15 protein-coding genes are annotated in these 16,698 nt (G+C 44.4%); 6 read left to right on the plus strand and 9 right to left on the minus strand.

Going from position 1 to position 16,698, the window contains the following annotated elements:
• The first annotated feature begins 137 nt into the window (after positions 1-137).
• Positions 138-2,000, plus strand: a complete 1,863-nt coding sequence (locus ACO0KY_RS09770) for a bifunctional diguanylate cyclase/phosphodiesterase (protein WP_423045622.1) — start codon at positions 138-140, stop codon at positions 1,998-2,000.
• Between the two features lie 92 nt (positions 2,001-2,092).
• Here ACO0KY_RS09770 and ACO0KY_RS09775 read toward each other — a convergent pair whose 3' ends face one another.
• The 8 genes from ACO0KY_RS09775 to ACO0KY_RS09810 all read right to left on the minus strand — a co-directional run bounded on the left by ACO0KY_RS09775 (position 2,093) and on the right by ACO0KY_RS09810 (position 10,042).
• The gene (locus ACO0KY_RS09775; protein WP_423045624.1) at positions 2,093-2,875 is read right to left on the minus strand and encodes a transglutaminase-like cysteine peptidase; all 783 of its coding nucleotides are present in this window, start codon (positions 2,873-2,875) and stop codon (positions 2,093-2,095) included.
• A gap of 189 nt (positions 2,876-3,064) precedes the next feature.
• Positions 3,065-3,838, minus strand: a complete 774-nt coding sequence (locus ACO0KY_RS09780) for a peptidylprolyl isomerase (RefSeq protein ID WP_186910766.1) — start codon at positions 3,836-3,838, stop codon at positions 3,065-3,067.
• Between the two features lie 50 nt (positions 3,839-3,888).
• Positions 3,889-4,161, minus strand: coding sequence for a BolA family protein (locus ACO0KY_RS09785; RefSeq protein WP_423045627.1), 273 nt, complete (start codon positions 4,159-4,161; stop codon positions 3,889-3,891).
• Positions 4,161-4,781, minus strand: a complete 621-nt coding sequence (locus ACO0KY_RS09790) for a septation protein A (RefSeq protein WP_186910768.1) — start codon at positions 4,779-4,781, stop codon at positions 4,161-4,163. The genes ACO0KY_RS09785 and ACO0KY_RS09790 overlap by 1 nt, the downstream gene beginning before the upstream one ends.
• A gap of 256 nt (positions 4,782-5,037) precedes the next feature.
• Positions 5,038-6,534, minus strand: coding sequence for a protein adenylyltransferase SelO (locus ACO0KY_RS09795; protein WP_423045629.1), 1,497 nt, complete (start codon positions 6,532-6,534; stop codon positions 5,038-5,040).
• Between the two features lie 181 nt (positions 6,535-6,715).
• Positions 6,716-8,554, minus strand: coding sequence for a chemotaxis protein CheA (locus ACO0KY_RS09800; protein WP_423045631.1), 1,839 nt, complete (start codon positions 8,552-8,554; stop codon positions 6,716-6,718).
• Positions 8,554-9,318: a protein phosphatase CheZ gene (locus ACO0KY_RS09805; RefSeq protein ID WP_423045633.1), complete on the minus strand. Its 765-nt coding sequence runs from the start codon at positions 9,316-9,318 to the stop codon at positions 8,554-8,556. Before ACO0KY_RS09805 ends, ACO0KY_RS09800 begins: the two co-directional genes overlap by 1 nt.
• A gap of 274 nt (positions 9,319-9,592) precedes the next feature.
• Positions 9,593-10,042: a putative toxin-antitoxin system toxin component, PIN family gene (locus ACO0KY_RS09810; RefSeq protein WP_423045635.1), complete on the minus strand. Its 450-nt coding sequence runs from the start codon at positions 10,040-10,042 to the stop codon at positions 9,593-9,595.
• 23 nt (positions 10,043-10,065) lie between these two features.
• On the opposite strand from ACO0KY_RS09810, the gene yaaA reads away from it, so the two are divergent.
• The gene (yaaA, locus tag ACO0KY_RS09815) at positions 10,066-10,845 is read left to right on the plus strand and encodes a peroxide stress protein YaaA (RefSeq protein ID WP_423045637.1); all 780 of its coding nucleotides are present in this window, start codon (positions 10,066-10,068) and stop codon (positions 10,843-10,845) included.
• A gap of 90 nt (positions 10,846-10,935) precedes the next feature.
• Here the strand turns inward: yaaA and ACO0KY_RS09820 are convergent, their stop codons facing one another.
• Positions 10,936-11,739, minus strand: coding sequence for an outer membrane protein assembly factor BamD (locus ACO0KY_RS09820; protein WP_423045638.1), 804 nt, complete (start codon positions 11,737-11,739; stop codon positions 10,936-10,938).
• A 43-nt stretch (positions 11,740-11,782) separates the two neighbouring features.
• Here ACO0KY_RS09820 and ACO0KY_RS09825 point away from each other — a divergent pair, with 43 nt between their 5' ends.
• The 4 genes from ACO0KY_RS09825 (at position 11,783) to ACO0KY_RS09840 (ending at position 16,508) form a co-directional block, all read left to right on the plus strand.
• Positions 11,783-12,823 carry an RluA family pseudouridine synthase gene (locus ACO0KY_RS09825; protein ID WP_423045640.1) on the plus strand — a complete coding sequence of 347 codons (1,041 nt, stop codon included), beginning with the start codon at positions 11,783-11,785 and terminating at the stop codon, positions 12,821-12,823.
• A 17-nt stretch (positions 12,824-12,840) separates the two neighbouring features.
• Entirely contained in the window at positions 12,841-13,635 is a 795-nt protein-coding gene (pgeF, locus tag ACO0KY_RS09830; RefSeq protein ID WP_423045641.1) for a peptidoglycan editing factor PgeF, read from the plus strand.
• Between the two features lie 367 nt (positions 13,636-14,002).
• Positions 14,003-15,724, plus strand: coding sequence for a class I poly(R)-hydroxyalkanoic acid synthase (gene phaC / locus ACO0KY_RS09835; RefSeq protein WP_423045643.1), 1,722 nt, complete (start codon positions 14,003-14,005; stop codon positions 15,722-15,724).
• 43 nt (positions 15,725-15,767) lie between these two features.
• A complete protein-coding gene (locus ACO0KY_RS09840; protein ID WP_186910777.1) occupies positions 15,768-16,508 on the plus strand; it encodes a 3-ketoacyl-ACP reductase in 741 nt (246 codons plus the stop codon).
• Positions 16,509-16,698 lie beyond the last annotated feature (190 nt).

Here is a 16,698-nt window from a genome sequence, read left to right on the forward strand (position 1 = left end):
TTTGTGATGACAACTATCCGGTTTAATCTGTTAATCATAAGGTCTGGTAAATAACAATGAGTTTAAGAAGACAGTTATTGATAGCGATTTCCTTCATCGTGTTATTGGTCTTTGCCGGACTGCAGATGCTATCAGTGATGGCAACCCGCGATTTCTTGCAACAACAATTGTCATCTCATGCTCAAGATACAGCGGGTAGTTTGTCACATGATTTGGCGACGTCGTTGTCGAGAAACGATCTTGTGCTCGCTGAAGTACAATTAAGTTCAGTATTCGACCGTGGCTACTATCAAAAGATTATCCTGTTTGATGTGTACGGAAAAAAGCTGGTTTCCAAAGAATTGCCGCTGAAGGTTGACAATGTCCCTTTGCCCTTTTCCTCTTTGCTACCACTACAAACTCCGCCCGGAGAAGCCTTTATTTCTGAGGGATGGCGGCAATTAGGAAAAATTGTCGTGGTCAATCAACCGACGTTTGCTTATCAATTTCTGTGGGATTCGTTTAAACAACAAGCGGGGTTGATGCTGTTAATGTATTCCTTGGTGTTTTTTCTGACGATGTGGCTGTTGAAAATCATTCTGCGGCCATTGTCATTGATTGAGCATACCGCGCTTGATATTCAAAATAAGCGATTTAATCAAATTTTAGAACTCCCCAATTCCCGGGAATTTCGTCGTGTTGTGTCTGCAATGAACTCCATGTCGAGTAAGATTTCAGAGATGCTGAGTGCGGAAACCTCTAAGGCCGAAGCATTTCGCGCTGAGGCTTATACCGATAAAGTAACTGGTCTTGACAATCGCAAAGCGTTTGACTTGCGTTTGAATGCCTTGCTGCAAGAAGATGGGGGTTTTAGTTCTGGTTATCTTATAGTTCTTGAGTTTGATGGGCTCAAAGAATTTAATCACGAACATGGGTATCAAGAGGGTGATCAACTGTTGGCTGATGTGATTAAAATTGCTCTAAGTTGTTCTGAACTTCAGATTGGTATTTCTGGGCGAATTGGCGGTACGGCGTTTGGATTTGTGGGCTTCGATGTTTTGTCCAATGTGATAGATTCAGAATTCAAGGCACTACAGCGCAAGTTGATTGGTTTTATTGAACATTTTTCGGCCAAAAATTTATCTTTCAACCTTGGTTGCGTTCACTTTTCTGCAGGACAAACCAGGGGCGAATTATTTGCAAAAGTTGATCTCGCTCTGGAAACTGCAAGGCAGAATGGGCGTAACGTTGCGATTAATTTCAATCTTGCTGATGAAAATAAGATCGCAGAAGGTTCATCAGGTTGGCGGGCACTGATACAAAGCGCCTTAAGTGAAAAACGGTGGGCATTATTTACCCAACCCGTTTTTAATCTCACAGCTCAAGATATTTTTCAGCATGAAATTTTTTCTCGGCTCATTGATCAACAAGGGAATTTTATTTCCGCAGCTTTGTTCTTGCCTATGGCGATGCGTCATCAGCTCATGACTGATATTGACAAGGCGGTCATAAGTCTTGTGATAGATCAGATGAATAGCCTCGGATATATGGAGGCAAATGTTGCGGTGAACGTCTCTGCCCAGTCTATTGAGAGTGAGTCATTCCGCGAATGGTTGGGCGAGAAACTTGTTAGCTCTCAGGATGCAGGTTCTCGATTGTCATTTGAGTTAAGTGAGTTCGGTTGCGGGAAAAATATGCCCTCCACAATGAGTTTTATTGCTTTACTGAGAAGCTACGGAGTTCTTGTAGGCTTCGATCATTTTGGGCTAGCGCCCGATTCACTTGACCTTTTGCGTAAAGTTGTACCTAACTACATTAAACTCGATAGTGGCCTCGTCGATGCAGCGCTTGAAAGTGAACAAGCACAGTTGCACCTTCGTTCTGTGATTTTGTTGGCAAATGCTCTTGATGTGAAGGTGATTGCACAAAATGTAGAGTCTGCAAAAATCAAAGACTGGTTAATTAACGAACGCATTATTTTTGGGCAAGGATACTTCTTGGCACCGCTGGCTCGAATGTGAATGATGCTTCGGGTAGATAGCTAAAAATCGCCGGATGAATCTTACATGGTTTTAAGATCTTGCCATCATCGATGGTGCTTTATCTTTCAATATCAGAGCTTACTTTCTCTATCCATTTTTTCGATAACATCACGCCATAGGCGTACCGTTGAAGCGCCACCTTTTCTTGCTGTTCCGTTAGCTAGCCACAAATCGTCATCGTTAAAGCTATAAACTGGTATCAGATCCTTGCGTTCAGAGCCGTGTTTTATTTCAGGAATCAAGTTATCTAGTATCCATGGATCGCTATCTGGGGTAGGGTAGTAGGCGAGAACCATGTGCGTCTCGCCAATCTTAATTGCTCTGACATAGGTAATTCTCAGGCGCTCAATTGGGATGCCTAAGTCTTTTAAAGTCATATATTTAGCGATCGCATAATCCTCACAATCACCACCAAACGAAGCGACTAATTCAACTGGTGTAGCCCAGTAATCTTCCACACCCCAATGTTCTAAATCGCTGACATAAGGAATCTGATTATAAAAATCATTTGCCCTCTTTAACAAAGGCATTTCAAGTTGTACGTTTCTTGATCTTAACAATTTCCCAGTTAAATCAGGTCCCGCTGTTGCCTTCATTTGACGTACATTGGTTTGCATTATCTGAAGGCGATGCGGTGCTTCGGGGCCAAATTTTTTGGTGACAAATTCATATAAACCATTTGAGAAATCAACCAGACCAGCATTGCTTTCGCTTGAAATGGCTAATAAAAGCAGTATGAGCAAGATTTGCAGCGCAATGGCAGCAGTTTTTAAAGATGACTTTGATGAAGCTTTAAACTTGCAGTGATAGTTCCAATGCAAATTCTTTTGCAAATGAGAAAAAGATATTTTCATTGAAGTATTTAGCGCAGGGATAAATCGTGAGAAGCAGACATTGCTCAGTCGAATTCATTTTCAATCTGATGCATTATCGTAGCATTTTGTTGGGCTAATTCTTCTTTGTTTATTGTCATAGCACCAAAAAAAGATAGAAAAAAGGGCGCAGTTTAAAAACTTGCGCCCTTGTTTTTGCTTACTTCAATTTTATTGAACTTTGGCTTTTTTTACTAAAGTTTGTTGGTAAGCTTGTACTTTTTGTTGTTGTAAGCCGTCGATGATTTGTGGTTTAACTTCCTCTAAAGTAGGGAATTTCAACGTGCGAACATCTTCCAATTTAATGATGTGGAATCCATACTGGGATTTTACAGGTGTTTCTGTAAATTGACCTTTTTGGAGTGCGATCATTGCATTAGAGAACTCTGGTACAAACGTTGCTGGAGATGCCCAATCTAAATCGCCGCCTTTGGATGCTGATCCAGTGTCTTTGGACTGCTTAGCCAGCTCTTCAAACTTAGCTCCCGCTTTCAACTTAGAAATAATCGCTTTTGCATCATCTTCTTTGTCAACCAGGATATGGTAAGCATGGTATTCCTTGTCGCCAGCTTGTGCTTTAGCTTTGTCATATTCTGCTTTAACTTCTGCATCTGTCACTGGATTCTTTTTGACATATTCAATCATCAGTGCGCGAATCAACAAAGATTGACGTGCGATTTCCAGTTGGTTTTTTACTTCTGGATTGGATGCTAAACCTGATTTTTCAGCTTCTTGCATCAACACTTCGCGGTTGATCAGTTCTTGTTTTACTTTTGCGCGCAAATCTGGTGTGTCTTGCTGTCCTTGGGATGTCAATTGTTTTACTAATGCATCGACGCGTGAGGATGGAATTGCTTTACCATTAACTACGGCGAGATTTTGAGCCATTGTTGGCAAAGCTGTTGCAAGAAGTGCTACCAGCAAAAGAGCAGGTTTAAAAGTCATTGTCTGTTCCTAAATAACAAAATAAAAAAAACGGATTATAAGTAAACTGCTTAGGTCGGTATCTCTGACGGCGCCAACGCGACAATCGCTAGTGCGTGAACGTCCGTATGCATCATATCGCCAATGGCATCATACACCAGACGATGCCGTGAAATGCGATTTAAGCCCTCAAATTGATGAGAAATTATTTTCAAATTGTAATGGCTCCCTCCCGAAGCTGCGCCAGCATGCCCTGCATGAGCGGCGGAATCGTCTTCTAATTCACATACAACCGGCTGTAAAGCATTTGTAAGACGATTTTTCAGTTGATCGAATCGTGACATTATTCAGCCTCCGTCATATATTTCGATAAAAATAAACTTTGAATAACAATGAATGCCGGCATGATTCCTACCATGGAGATCAGTTTGAAATTCGCCCATGTATCTGTTGAGAAGTTAAAAGCGACCCAGAGATTCAGTACGCCCATCAGGAAGAAATAAGCTGTCCAGGCAAGGCTCAGTTTGCCCCAGATTTGCTCGGGTAACTTGACCTGCGATTCCATCGCAGTACGGATCAGGTTTTTCTTGAAGACAAATTGTGCTAACAAGAAAGCGCCACAATAACACCAATATAATATAGATGGTTTCCATTTAATAAAGGTATCACTATGAAAATAAATAGTGGCTCCGCCGAACACCATAATAATGATGAACGAGATCCACAGCATTGCATCTACTTTTTGTCTGCGGATGAGCAAATAAGATATCTGGCCGATTGATGCAACTAAAGTGACTGCAGTCGCCAACATAATTGGTGCAAGCTCAGGTGAACTGACACCACCTGAAACCAGACTGGAAAGATAGTTTTCAACGTAGGCTTGAGCAGTTGCAGTATGCCCTTCGCCCCATTTAAAGGTGACAAAAAATAAGATAACTGGAAAAACGTCAAAAAGAAATTTCATTAAAAACAGACTTATGCGAGTGGTTTAAATGTCAGGCTTACGAAATGTATGCTTTGCGTGAACCTGTTAGTGGTGAGTCGTCAAGAAGAACATGTACAAAATGGACGTCGCAAATATTACACAAATTATTCAGGTGCGTCATGTCGTGATGTATGTTTCCGTATTTACGTCTTATTAGGATTCCTTATCAGCTTCAATTGGTCCAGGTGTTTCAAGTGGCTCACCTTTAAATGACTTAAGTCATGTTGTTTTTGTGTTACGAAGAGCAACTGACTTCCAAATTTTTGGCCCAGTCGGGTGGGAGCTTTGCGTATTCTTCATTCTCGATTTGCTCATCAAAAGGGTTTTCTAATATGCATAATAATTTGGTGATTTCAGAAAAATCTTTATTCTGTGCCCTTTCGATCGCATTTTGAGCTAAATAGTTCCTTAAAATATATTTGGGATTGCTCGCTCTCATTGCAATCTGTCTATCATCAGCATTGCTGTTTTCCATCGCAAGGCGCGCCCGGTAGCGGTTCAGCCAGTCTTTTAAGGCTTCTCTGTCTATAAATAAGTCGAGCAGGGCATCATCTTTTGGCGATATTTCATTCTCCAGGTGACTTAATTGACGGAAGCTTAGCGTGAAATCTGCATGATTCGCTTGCATCAAACTGAAGAAGTCGTCTCCAAGTTGTTTATCTGATTCATGTGCCATGCGGAAGCCAAACTTGGAACGCAATAAGCTCTCCCATTTAGCGACAAAGCTATTTGAGTATTCTGATAGCGCGGCTTGGGTATCTTCGACGCTGCCTATCAACGGTAGCATCGCCTGACCAAGTGCATGCACGTTCCAATTCCCTATACTCGGTTGCATCTTGTACGAGTACCGCCCTTGCTGATCAGTGTGATTGCAAATGTGGGACTCATCAAACGCTTCCATAAAACCATACGGACCGTAGTCAAGGGTAATGCCTAAGATAGACATATTGTCCGTATTCATGACGCCATGCATAAAACCGACCGACTGCCAATGCGCCATCAGCTCAGCGGTTTTGTGTGTGATTTCAGCAAGCAGAGTTTGATATGGATTCTGCTGATCACGGCAATGTGGGAAATAATGTTCAATCACAAAATCGGCCAACATTCTTAAATTGTCATGGCGGCGATTGTAATACCAATGCTCAAAAGAACCGAAGCGGATAAAGCTCGGTGCCAGACGGGTTACAACCGCTGTTGTCTCTGGTTGTTCGCGAAAAACGTAGTGGTCTGATCCAGTAATGCAAAGTGCTCTCGAGGTGGGAATGTGGAGTGCATGCATGGCTTCCGAACATAAAAATTCCCTGATGGATGACCTTAGTACTGCTCTCCCGTCACCGGAGCGTGAGTACGGCGTTGCTCCGGCCCCTTTCAACTGCACCTCGATTCGCTGTTGCTGTCTGTTGATTGTATCTCCGAGCAAAATTGCTCGCCCATCACCAAGTTGACCAGCCCAGACGCCAAATTGATGGCCGGAATAGACGCTGGATAGAGGATTGATTGTTGGTGGAATTTTGTTTCCGGTAAAAACTTCAATTGCTTCTTGATCTTGAAAGTTACGTGTTGAAATGTGGTGTTCGCCTGCTAACCGTTTACTCACGGCCACTAAATAAGGTGCGGGTAAAGGAGTAGGGCGCAAGTGCGTATAGAAGTCGGGCGGGAGCGTTGCGAACAATGCATTCTGAAAAAAATTGTCCAGATGAAAGTCGGACGCACTTGTGTTTGGTGATGGCATGAGAGTCAGTTCTATTCGAGAATGCGCTCATTCTGCCAGAGTCTGTCAAATTGTGTTTTTATCCGTTTGATTTGCAGCGCATCGTGCAAAAGCGCAAACGAATTATTTGGCTTCAGGAAATGAAAAAGGGTTTATTTCTTTTGAAAAATAAACCCTTTTTAACGTCTTCGTCGGAATGTAATCAACTTGTCATTAATTCACGCACTTTGCAACCATCGATCAGGAAGGATAGGCTGATGACCAATACTAATTCACCTTCAGCAGAGCGGGCAGTACCTGTTATTCCTGGCGTACTGATACAAGTCAGAGGTTTAATTACGAGGTCGGCCGTTCCGTCCACTGAATCAACCGACAGAATGTAGGGATTAGGTGCTGCTATGACAATGCCAACGCGTTCTGATGATGGTGAGTAGCCCAGAGTTTTCCCCAATGACTTAACGGGTAAAGGACGCCCTAAATCGCGCAATACAGGTTGTCCGCCAACGCTTTCAAAGGTTTCTGGCAGTTCAACAACGCGCTGAACAGTAGCCATCGGTAAAGCAAGTGATGCACCATCAGTACGGACGACCATCGTTGGCACGATAGATAATTCGATCGGCAATCTGATGAGGAAGGTGGTGCCTTTTCCGAGCTCAGAGGCAATACGAATCGCTCCACGATGACGCTCAACCGCAGTTTTAACGACGTCCATACCGACGCCGCGACCAGACACGCTAGAAGCAACTTCTTTCGTTGAGAAACCTGGTAAAAAGACGAGTTGGAACGCTTCGTCATCTGTGCGTGCATCATGTGAATTAATCAGGCCTTTGGAAATTGCCTTATCCCTGAGACGTTGCGCATCCATGCCTTTACCGTCGTCCGAAACTTCAATCATGACGCTACTGGCTTCTTGCCATGCTTTGAGAGAAATTGTCGAGCGAGGTGACTTGTTCGAGATCAGGCGTTCCTCAGAGGTTTCAATTCCATGATCCAAAGCGTTGCGCAGCATATGCACGAGTGGATCGTAGAGACTGTCAACTACAACCCGATCGACTTCTGTCTCTGCACCGGTAATATTCAGATCAACTTCCTTGCCTAAATCTCGCGCCAACTCCCTGACCAAACGTGGAAATTTTTGGAACAAGCGTCCTACGGGTTGCATCCGGGTTGCTAAGGTTGCGCGTTGTAATTCGGTTGAGTAGCGAGATGCGCGCGTTAGTGTCTCTGTGAGGGCTGACATTAGTGGTGCAGCCTGGCCGTCGAACTTAAATTGACCTAGCTTTTCTAACAACACGGCCGCTTGATTTGCCGCTTGTACTGATTCGCCAGCGACTTCTAATAAAACGTTAAGTTTTACGGCGTCAATTCTGATACTTTCTTCTTTTGCCGGCGCATTTTGTTTAATATCTGCATTCGACAAAGAAGACTTGACTGCTTCATTTTCTTCCCTGATATTGGCTGGTTGCGGCGCTTCATAGGTTTCTACAACCGCTTCAGGTAAGGTTCCCGCGGGAGTGACCGCTCTATAATAAGCCTCCCAATCTATATTTCCATCTTGATTCTGAGCGGCAGCCGGTGCTGGTGCGGCGACAGCTGTGGCCACAGGTGCCGCTTTCGGTGCCGCAGTAACGGACGCCGCAGATTTCTTGCTCACACCTTTGCTTTCGATCGCATCGGTCAGCATTGCCTCTAATGATTTTGGCATTGTTGACAGTTGATCCGGCGCCACGCCGTTATTCAGTGCAGTCAATTGGTCAGCGACGAAGCCGCTGGCTTCAAGAGCTGCTTCAATCGCTTCAGGTGTAACAGCTACCTGTCCGGTTCTAAGTGCGTCGAACAAATTTTCGGTAAGATGGCATGCGGAGACCATCGCCGTGAGGTTCATGAAACCGGCGCCACCTTTGATTGTATGAAAAGACCTGAACACGGCATTGAGTGTGTTCATGTCGCCAGGGTTGCGCTCAAGTGAAAGCAGATGTTCTTCTACATTTGTCGCCAGATCGAGCGCCTCGACGACAAATTCTTTGAGCATGTCATCCATTAGAAACCCAAGCTATCAAGAAGATTGTCTACGTCATCCTGTTCCAATGCCGCATTCGGAACGGATGGCCCTTCCATTAATTCTACGGCCTTCTCTTTCAAGTCTGAAGGAGCGTTGTCCAACAAAATCTGTGCCAGTTCGCGTTCAACAGCTTTGTTGATTGCGACAACTTTTTTAATTAACTGCCCAGTTAAATCCTGGAAATCCTGCGCCATCATAATGTCGAGTAAGCGAGCTTTCTCGGCATCAGTGGCAGTCATAACGACATTGGCAAAGGATTTTGAATCATGAGCCAATTCTTTGAATTCTTCGACGCTCATTTTGCCCGCGAATAAACTATCCCAGCGCGCGTCCATGGTTTTTGCTTTTTTTGCCAGTTCATCTTGTTCTGGCATGCCGAGATCGGTCGCATTCAACACCTTGTTTGCGGCTTGCTCAGTCAGCGTTGCGACGTATTCGAGTCTGTCTTTTGCATCTGCAACCTGAATCGCCACATCTGATAGGGAGCGGTCATACCCAAGCTGACGCATGGAATCATGTAACATGCGCACAACATTGCCCAGCCGGTCAAACATAGGCTTGCTGGCATCTTCATCGGTATTGTGCGGATTTAATTTTGGAAGCGGCTCACCAATAGGAGAGGAGGTGTTGGCGACTGCTTCAGGAGCAGAAGTGGGAATCGCGGCGGGTGGGGCATCTGTTTCTTGGCGTTGGCTCGCCATTTCTTCAAACAATGCGTCCAGATCATCTGCTGAATCGGTCATAGTTCTTCATTCTCCATAATCGCTGTGACTTTTGTGCAATTTTTCCACAAATATCATGGTCTGTCGTTAGTTCTTCGCAAATAAATGAAAAAATGATCTTATTTATCGCTTACACGTAACGGAATTGGTGAAATTTATTTATGTCAACCTGAGTCATTCCGGTTCAAGGAATGTGCAAGTTTGATCTGATACTATACTAGCAGGACTTTCTCGAAGAGTAACCTATGCTTTTGAAAATTGTCGTGCTTTTGTGAGATTAAACACAGATTTCACATTAATTTGAATTTTGACTGCGCAAGAAATTTTCCGGTGTCTCAATCGAGTATAAGCCTAACTTGCGAATTCGCTTTGCTAGTTTGAGTAGGGCTTTGTCTTTGGTGATTAAAAAATGGGCATCCGCATCCCGCGCGATTTCCAAAAATTTTTGGTCGTCTTTATCACTGCAAACAGGAAGTTTGATGTTGGAAAGCGTGGCAGGTGCAACACATTCGATCAGTTGATCAAATTGCGATTGGATCGTGACCAAATTCTCTGCTTTGATCGGCAGATGCGGATATTTGAGTACCGCCAGCCATTCATCTCGGCATTCCGGACGCGTATAAGCCTTTAGGCTCCCTTTTTGTAGTGCTTGCAAAATTTCATTCCAGCGTTGGTCATGAAAAACGAATAAATCCAGGCAGACATTGGTGTCAATGACGACCCGCTTGGGTATGATAGTGTTCATTGTTTTTATAAAAGTCGATAACTATGCTCATTGTATTATCTCCAGCCAAAAGTCTGGATTATGAAACCCCCATTAACTCAACTATTTTTACCAAAGCAGATTTCCTCGACGAAGCAGCGGAGCTGGTAGAAATCGCAAAAGAATTATCGCAACAGCAATTAAGTGCTTTAATGGACATCTCGCCCAATCTGGCGCAACTCAATGTGGATCGCTTTAATGCTTGGAAGAAAAAACCGACAGGCAAACATTTGCGTCAGGCAATCTTTGCATTTAACGGGGATGTCTATGAAGGTTTAAATGCGCAGACCTTGAATCCTGAACAATTGACCTATTTACAGGAAAATTTAAGAATTTTATCTGGTTTGTACGGCATGTTAAGACCTTTGGATGTTCTTCAGGCTTATCGCTTGGAAATGGGCACGGCCTTAGCAAATCCGTATGGGAAGAACTTATACGCATTTTGGGGTTCTAAGATTACTGAGGGTTTAAATGTCTTGGCTGGAAAAAATGGCACCGACACTATATTGAATCTGGCTTCGGACGAATACTTTAAGGTGGTAAAGCCAGTGTTGTTTAATGGCACAATTGTCACTCCTGTTTTCCAGGATTGGAAAAATGGCAAATATAAAATCATTTCTTTTTATGCCAAAAGAGCTCGTGGTTTGATGGCGAGATATTGTGCTGAACGGGCGATTCAGGATGTCGAGGAAATTAAGAATTTCGATGCTGAGCAATATGTCTATTGTGAAGAGGAATCGACACCGAAGAACTGGGTATTTAGACGTCGCTTAGAAGACAATTAGATCAATACTGGCTTGATTTTCGTTTCAGAAAACAAAAAACCGATCAAATGATCGGTTTTTTGTTAATAACTGTGGTGCAGCTTTGACTAATTACCAGAACTTCCACCAGGAGGATTTATTTTTGTCGACTCCTGAGGCATAGCTACTATTAGGGAAGTTCTTAACGAACACGCGGTTTGCATCGTCTCGTAAGTCATTCATACCCATTGCATTGTAGGCTTTAACCAAAATAAACAACGCTTCCTCGTTCGCTGGTGCGTCTGGATATTCCTTGATCGCTGATTGAGCACGGTTGGCGGCAGCCAGGTAGGCGCCACGACGCATATAGTAGCGAGCAACATGGACATCGTATTGTGCCAAGGCATTTACCAGGTATTTCATACGGAGCAGTGCATCTGGCGTATACTTGCTATCTGGGAATTGCGTTACCAATTGCTTGAAGGCGTCAAAAGAGTCGCGTGAAGCTTTGGGATCACGTTCCGTGATGTCTTGACGGGCGATAAAGTTAAGAATGCCAAGCTGATCGTTAAAATTAATCAAGCCGCGCAGATAATACATGTAGTCCACGTTTGGGTGATTTGGATGTAGTTTGATAAATCGTTCAACAGCAGCGAGAGCCTGTGCCTGATCACCTTGTTTATAGTAGGCATAAGCAGTATCCATTTGTGCTTGTTGCGCGTAGGTACCGAATGGAAAGCGCGATTCTAATTTTTCATAGTACTGAATTGCTTTTTCATATCCGCCGTTAGACATCTCGTCTTTTGCTTCAGCGTATAATTTTGATGCTGACCAGGTCTTGGTCTCATCAATTTTGTCACCAAACACGCCGCAGCCCCCTAAAGCAAGGGACGCGGTTACTGCCAAGACCAGCAATTTCAAAGATTTAATGTGCATAAATTTGTGCGTAAGCATGAAAACAATTTACGGATTATAGCCGATGACAAAAAATGTGAAACCAACTACAACAGTGATTTTGTCAGATTCTGACCTTGACATAGATGCGGAAGTAGTGAATGAAGATGTCGAAGCCGATGAAGACTTCTCTTCCGACGTCGAAAATATCGAATTAAAACTAACTTCCGCTGCCTGCGGCGAACGGTTAGACAAGACGATCTCTAAACTTGTTCCCCAATATTCGAGAAGTCGTATTCAACAGTGGATAGAAGATGGGTATGTGACAGTGGATGGTGTTCCTGGTCGTGGAAAAATGACGGTGTTGGGCGATGAGAAAATTATTATCGTTCCACAAGCAGCGCCTGATGAGGGCGCTTATGAACCTGAAGATATTCCCCTTGATGTCGTATATGAAGATGATTCGCTTATCGTCATTAATAAGGCGGCCGGGATGGTAGTGCATCCTGCCGCAGGGAACTGGTCTGGGACCTTGCTCAATGCGTTGTTGTTCCGTTGGCCAGAATTATTAGGTGTGCCGCGCGCAGGTATTGTTCATCGTCTTGATAAAGATACGTCAGGTTTGATGGTGGTCGCCAAAACTTTGATTGCTCACACAGATCTGGTGCGTCAACTGCAAGACCGTAGTGTCAAACGTGAATATTATGCCTTGGTCTGGGGTACCCCTAACGTATCTGGAACTGTGGATGCACCGATGGCAAGACACCCTCGTGATCGTATCAAAATGGCGGTTTCTCGTAGTGTTTTGGCAAAACCCGCCGTGACACATTTCCAACGTATCGCAACTGGTATGTTGGAAAAATTTCCAAATAGCCTGGTCGCCTGTCAATTGGAAACCGGACGCACACATCAGATTCGTGTACACATGCTTTCGTTAGGTTTTCCGCTGGTTGGTGATCCTTTGTATGGTAAGCAACATTTGGCAAGATTTTTCCCGCGCCAAGCCTTGCAGGCACGTAAGCTCGGTTTAATCCATCCTGAGTCAGGGGAGCATGTTGAATGGGAAGTGCCGGTAGCGGAAGATTTTCAGGCTTTGATCAAAGCTGCCGGGATTTCATTGCCATGATGACGAGGGGGCAGCCTATGTCGTTTGATATCTTGCTACCTGATTGGCGTGAGGTGCCGTCAAATGTACGAGCAATGTCAACATTGCGATCTGGTGGCTGCAGTACTGGTGTGTATGGGGATATGCATGGCACGTCCGGATTGAATCTTGGTGACCATGTTTCTGACGACATTGCGGCGGTTATGGCAAATCGTACAAAATTAAATGCATCATTACCTAACGATGTCATATTCTTATCACAAGTTCATGGCAATATAGTTGCTCAGGTCGAAACTTTGGTGCCTGGCATCTGTGCTGATGCGGTTGTAAGTAGCACTCCTGGCCTTGTCTGTGCAGTATTGACTGCAGACTGCCTGCCAGTTTTGTTCAGTGATGCTACAGGATGTGTAGTCGCGGCCGCGCATGCAGGTTGGCGTGGGTTGGCATCTGGTGTGCTACAAAGCACGGTGCATGAAATGCGGTTGCGAGGGGCGGGTGAAATTTCTGCCTGGTTGGGGCCTGCGATAGGCCCGAAAAAGTTTGAGGTAGGTCAAGATGTTTATGATGTCTTCACCGGGCAAGATAAAGATGCGATAAATTCATTTGTTAAAATATCATCTAATGATATTGTAGGTGCCGAACGGAAATATCTTGCTGATATCTATCAGTTAGCGCGAAACGTGTTGAATTCAGCGGGTGTCAACGATATTACTGGTGGGGACTACTGCACGGTCACCGATAAACAGAAATTTTATTCTTATCGGCGGGATGGGGTGACCGGGCGTATGGCTAGTTTGATTTGGATTGCTCCGGACGATGTGTTGAAGGGTTAGCTGGCATAGTGTTTTCCTTCGGAAGTTCCGGATCTATGCTTGCCTGAGTTTGTTGCAGTGCAACTGATTTTTCGAGCCGTTCTCGCTTGCGTTGCGGTGTACGCATCAGGTATAAAAGTATCGTTAGTGGGAAAACGCAGTACATGACGAAGGTCATGATTCCTGCGATGACTGACGGTTCTGTTATTGCCATTAATAAAACGACGTAAACCCAGGCTATAGCGACGATGTACATAAAATCAGTTGAAGTAGGTTTTAAATGGTTGCAAGTAAGTTGGAAAATTGGAAGAAATTAAGTTTTCTTTAATTTTAAAGCATGGAAGCTAAAGATTAACTCACAACGATACGCGAAAATCAGGAGGCACGCATGAAGACTTTCGATCCTCAAGCTATGTACTCCGAATGGATGTCACAGCTAGTGAATCAAACACCATGGCAAGAATGGATGAAGCCCGCGGCTTCGGTAGCAGAAATGCCTGTTCTTGACATGCTCAAAGAAGCCGGCGCAACAATCAAACCTGCGGTTCTTGCAAAGCTTCAATCCGAATATATGCAGGAATTTGGCCAGCTCTGGCAAAATTTTGCTGTATCCAAATTACCCGAACTTAAAGACAGACGTTTTTCGTCTTCCGACTGGCACACGCATGCAATGCATGCTTACAGCGCAGCCAGTTATTTGCTAAATGCCCGGTTTTTGATGGCATTAGCAGAATCGGTTGAGGCTCCTGGTAAAGTAAAACAAAAAATTGGTTTTGCGGTGCAGCAAATGATTGATGCCATGTCGCCCGCTAATTTTCTGGTCACAAATCCTGAAGCGCAAGCCAAACTGATAGAAAGCAAAGGCGAAAGTTTGGCGAAAGGCATTACTCAAATGCTTGCCGATATGCAAAAAGGTCGTATTAGCCAGACCGATGAGTCCGCATTTGAAGTAGGTAAAAATGTCGCTACGACAGAAGGCGTTGTGGTGTTTGAAAATCGGCTGTTCCAGTTGATCCAGTACACGCCTCTTACAAAAACGGTGCACCAGCGTCCGTTGTTGATGGTGCCGCCTTGCATCAATAAGTTTTACATCCTTGATTTACAGCCTGAGAACTCGGTCGTCCGTTACGCGGTCGAACAAGGGCACACTGTATTTCTGGTTTCTTGGGCAAATCCTGATGCGACTATGTCGGATGTGACATGGGATGATTATGTAGAGCAGGGCGCAATCAAAGCCTTAGAGGTGGTTCGGTCAATTAGTAAGCAGGATAAAGTCAATGCGTTTGGCTTCTGTGTTGGTGGCACTATCATTTCTACTGCGCTGGCCGTTCTGGCTGATCGCGGTGAGCATCCGGTGAGCAGCCTGACATTGTTGACTGCATTGCTAGATTTTTCTAATACTGGTGTACTCGACGTCTTTGTTGATGAAATGCAAGTCTCTATGCGTGAGCAAACCATTGGCGCTGGCGGTTTGCTACCGGGGCGTGATCTGGCCAGCACTTTCTCTAGCTTGCGCGCTAATGATCTGGTCTGGAACTACGTTCAGTCCAATTATTTAAAAGGTGAGGCTCCACCCCCATTCGATTTGCTTTATTGGAATGCGGATAGCACAAATCTCCCAGGGCCGATGTTTTGCTGGTACTTGAGAAATACGTACCTCGAAAATAAATTGATGCAGCCTGGTGCGCTGATTGTCGCAGGCAATAAAGTTGATCTTGGAAAAATCGATGCGCCGGTATTTATTTATGGCTCTCGTGAAGATCATATCGTGCCATGGCAAGCAGCATTTGCTTCTACGCGCTTATTGAATCTCAAGCAAAAAAATAAAAATACCTTTGTGTTGGGCGCCTCGGGACACATTGCTGGTGTCGTCAATCCACCTGCAAAGAAAAAGAGAAGCTACTGGCTCAATCCTGACGCGGTCGGCAAAGATGCTGATGTCTGGATGGCTGGAGCGACTGAATACCCGGGTAGTTGGTGGCCTGTGTGGTCAGAATTTTTGGCAGAACACGGTGGAAAAATGGTGAAGGTGCCAGCAAGTGCCGGGAATAAAGAATTTCCAGCATCCGAGCCCGCACCAGGTCGTTACGTGAAAGTAAGAGCGGATTAATTTTTGTTGTTTTGGCTTATCTATTAAAAACAGGAGAATCAGTATGGCAAAGCGTGTTGCGTATGTAACTGGCGGTATGGGTGGAATCGGGACTCCAATTTGCAGACGTTTGTGCAAAGAGGGTTACACCGTCGTTGCGGGTTGCGGCCCAAATTCTGCCCGTAGAGAAAAATGGCTGGCAGACATGCGTGCGGAAGGTCTTGATATTCATGCTTCCGAAGGTAACGTGTCTGACTGGGAATCAACCAAAGCAGCTTTTGACAAAGTAAAGGCTGAAATTGGAGAAATTGACGTGTTGGTTAACAATGCCGGCATTACTCGCGATGGCCAGTTCCGTAAAATGAGTAAGGCGGATTGGGATGCTGTCATGGATACCAATCTGAATTCACTGTTCAATGTCACTAAGCAAGTGATTGAAAACATGGTTGACCGTGGCTGGGGTCGTATCATCAATATTTCATCCGTGAACGGTCAAAAAGGACAATTTGGTCAAACAAATTACTCGACTGCTAAAGCAGGTATCCATGGCTTTACAATGGCGTTGGCGCAAGAAGTTGCTACGAAAGGCGTTACAGTAAATACCGTGTCGCCAGGCTATGTTGGTACTGATATGGTAAAGGCAATTCGTCCAGACGTATTGGAAAAAATTGTCAGCGGCATTCCAGTTAAACGTCTAGCTGAGCCTGAAGAGATCGCATCCATTGTTGCCTGGATTGCTTCTGATGAAGGTGGTTACGCGACTGGATCGGACTTCTCAATTAACGGCGGTTTGCACATGGGTTAATGTGGTCACGGCCGATTTGGCTGTAGATCATTTGATTCATAAGTTGTCTATTTTTTGCGGCAATATATTGATTTTAAGTAATTTAAAATACAATCATTGCTTCTTTTTTACTGCAATGCAGTAAAATAAGTCCATTGGAGTGTATTGAATCTATTCATTCCAATGGATGTTCTACATTGCGAATATATAA

This window comes from Undibacterium sp. Dicai25W, from assembly GCF_049340505.1.
Lineage (GTDB): Bacteria > Pseudomonadota > Gammaproteobacteria > Burkholderiales > Burkholderiaceae_D > Undibacterium > Undibacterium jejuense.

Coding starts and splice junctions, on each gene's coding strand:
- phaC (WP_423045643.1), top strand. CDS start 14,003: ATGAAGACTTTCGATCCTCAAGCTATGTACTCCGAATGGATGTCACAG.
- ACO0KY_RS09790 (WP_186910768.1), bottom strand. CDS start 4,781: ATGAAATTTCTTTTTGACGTTTTTCCAGTTATCTTATTTTTTGTCACC.
- ACO0KY_RS09825 (WP_423045640.1), top strand. CDS start 11,783: ATGACAAAAAATGTGAAACCAACTACAACAGTGATTTTGTCAGATTCT.
- yaaA (WP_423045637.1), top strand. CDS start 10,066: ATGCTCATTGTATTATCTCCAGCCAAAAGTCTGGATTATGAAACCCCC.
- ACO0KY_RS09805 (WP_423045633.1), bottom strand. CDS start 9,318: ATGACCGATTCAGCAGATGATCTGGACGCATTGTTTGAAGAAATGGCG.
- ACO0KY_RS09795 (WP_423045629.1), bottom strand. CDS start 6,534: ATGCCATCACCAAACACAAGTGCGTCCGACTTTCATCTGGACAATTTT.
- ACO0KY_RS09785 (WP_423045627.1), bottom strand. CDS start 4,161: ATGTCACGATTCGATCAACTGAAAAATCGTCTTACAAATGCTTTACAG.
- ACO0KY_RS09810 (WP_423045635.1), bottom strand. CDS start 10,042: ATGAACACTATCATACCCAAGCGGGTCGTCATTGACACCAATGTCTGC.
- ACO0KY_RS09820 (WP_423045638.1), bottom strand. CDS start 11,739: ATGCACATTAAATCTTTGAAATTGCTGGTCTTGGCAGTAACCGCGTCC.
- pgeF (WP_423045641.1), top strand. CDS start 12,841: ATGTCGTTTGATATCTTGCTACCTGATTGGCGTGAGGTGCCGTCAAAT.
- ACO0KY_RS09780 (WP_186910766.1), bottom strand. CDS start 3,838: ATGACTTTTAAACCTGCTCTTTTGCTGGTAGCACTTCTTGCAACAGCT.
- ACO0KY_RS09800 (WP_423045631.1), bottom strand. CDS start 8,554: ATGGATGACATGCTCAAAGAATTTGTCGTCGAGGCGCTCGATCTGGCG.
- ACO0KY_RS09775 (WP_423045624.1), bottom strand. CDS start 2,875: ATGAAAATATCTTTTTCTCATTTGCAAAAGAATTTGCATTGGAACTAT.
- ACO0KY_RS09770 (WP_423045622.1), top strand. CDS start 138: ATGGCAACCCGCGATTTCTTGCAACAACAATTGTCATCTCATGCTCAA.
- ACO0KY_RS09840 (WP_186910777.1), top strand. CDS start 15,768: ATGGCAAAGCGTGTTGCGTATGTAACTGGCGGTATGGGTGGAATCGGG.